Origin of the sequence: Cyclobacterium salsum, assembly GCF_010119245.1 — a bacterium.
In the GTDB taxonomy this organism is placed as follows: domain Bacteria; phylum Bacteroidota; class Bacteroidia; order Cytophagales; family Cyclobacteriaceae; genus Cyclobacterium; species Cyclobacterium salsum.
This window is the reverse complement of the sequence record NZ_WNKG01000035.1, coordinates 1-1,750: the sequence shown is the minus strand read 5'-3', so window position 1 is coordinate 1,750 and position 1,750 is coordinate 1. Positions and strand designations below refer to the sequence as shown.

Below are 1,750 nucleotides of genomic sequence, written 5' to 3'. Positions count from 1 at the left end.
TCCCGCTTCTTTCAATCGTAGACGTTCGATCAAAATTAGCCGATGCTTCGAAAATTGGTTCCTGCAAAAAAAACATACCTTAAAACGCAAAAAGGCCAGACCCTAAAGTCCAGCCGATAACGAGCCAGTTTAACCACCGGATTAAGACTGAGAGAGGGGGTGACTGAGAGACTGAGGGACTAAGAGACTCAGTGACGGGGGGACGGAGGGAACGTACAGGGATTTTTGGTCACAAAGAGCCTCGGAGGGAAATGGTTTAATTGGTTAACAGCTGGGTCATCGTACGAAATTTCATTTTCCTAGATGATTTTTTGTGCCAGGTTATTGTTTGCCTTCAGGGCTATGAGGCGTTTTTATGACCGTTGCCGATGTCTGATCTATTTCCATCATAAACCCCCCATCTGAATTTAATTTTTGTAGGGTTGGCAGGTATTCGGTCATTACCATTATTAAATTAGCATTGGATAAATTACCAAGTTTGATTCTGACCAGTTCTTTAGGAGTATTCCTGACCAAAAAACTATTTCTAAAATCGATATCTTTTGTTAGGACGATCAGATCATTTTCGTCTGCGTAGTGGCAAATGGCTTCGTCCTGGGTAAACCATTTATCCAAAATTTGATTTACATGAATCGCTTCAAAAGCCAATGATCTGAGATGATTTACTAGTTTGAACGAAATATGAACATCGCAGCGGAACCTCATCAAACCAACTCCTTACTATTTTGACCGGATAATGAAAGTTTCGCATACTGCAAACAGGCCAATATGTCTTCCTTTTCAAGTTCTGGATGATCTGCTATGATTTCTTCCACACTCATCCCGGATCCCAGCATATCTATTATCACTTCTACCGGCCATCTCATTCCACGTACACATGGTTTACCATGACAGACAGAAGCATTTAAGGTAATTCTATTTAGTAAATCCATGATTTCAAGGTTAAATCGGATCAAATTTAAAAAAAATATTCGGTTTTCTTAATTGCCTTCCTGCAAGCTTAACCCACCGGATTTAGACTAAGAGACTGATGGACTCAGGGATGGTGTGATGATTTGATTTCTCAGGTGCCTGAGCGGAGTCGAAGGCATGATGTGGTGATAGGGTGACAATTTGATGGTACCATTGTTTAACCCTTAACCACCGGATTAAGACTAAGAGAGGGGGTGACTGAGGGACTAAGAGACTCAGTGACAGGGGGACGGAGAGACGGATGGAACGTACAGGGGTTTTTAGTCACTAAGGCACAAAGAGGCTCGAAGGACACTGAGGGAATTGGAGACTTAGAGACGGAGTGACTTAGTGAGGGGGAGACTGAGGGATGATGTGATGATGTGGTGATATGATGATGGGATGATGGGATGATGGGATGATACAATTGTTTAAACCTTAACCACCAGGCTTGAATCCAAAGTAAAGGCTGACTGCCAGACAGCTACTGTGAATACCTGAGCCGGTTCCGAGCTACTTTAACCACCAAGGCTGAACCCAAAACAAGAAAACCTGCCCCAAAGCCGATCCCTATACCTCAGCAGGGCCCCAGCCAATTAACCACCACGATTGGACCTAAATTGTATGGTAGCCTGTCTAACGGCTATTATATCAGGTATCCGGAACCAAGCCCCGAAGGGGCGAAATACCATAAGCCCCGGGTAAGCCGATAAAAGAGGCGCAGCCCGGGGTAGTTGGGGTCTTGCGCTCCCTGCATTGGCTATCCAGCCGCTAAAAAGTGAAACCAGGTTTCCGCCAA

3 protein-coding genes are annotated in these 1,750 nt (G+C 44.4%); all 3 read right to left on the bottom strand.

The annotated features are described in order from the left end of the window. Positions 1-321: 321 nt before the first annotated feature. Positions 322-705: a DUF5615 family PIN-like protein gene (locus GJS45_RS23535; protein WP_162344344.1), complete on the bottom strand. Its 384-nt coding sequence runs from the start codon at positions 703-705 to the stop codon at positions 322-324. Further along, on the bottom strand, positions 705-932 hold the full coding sequence (locus tag GJS45_RS23530) for a DUF433 domain-containing protein (protein WP_162344343.1): 228 nt from the start codon (positions 930-932) through the stop codon (positions 705-707). Before GJS45_RS23530 ends, GJS45_RS23535 begins: the two co-directional genes overlap by 1 nt. A gap of 615 nt (positions 933-1,547) precedes the next feature. Next, a partial coding sequence (locus tag GJS45_RS23900; RefSeq protein WP_235954945.1) for a hypothetical protein occupies positions 1,548-1,750 on the bottom strand: 203 nt, incomplete at its 5' end.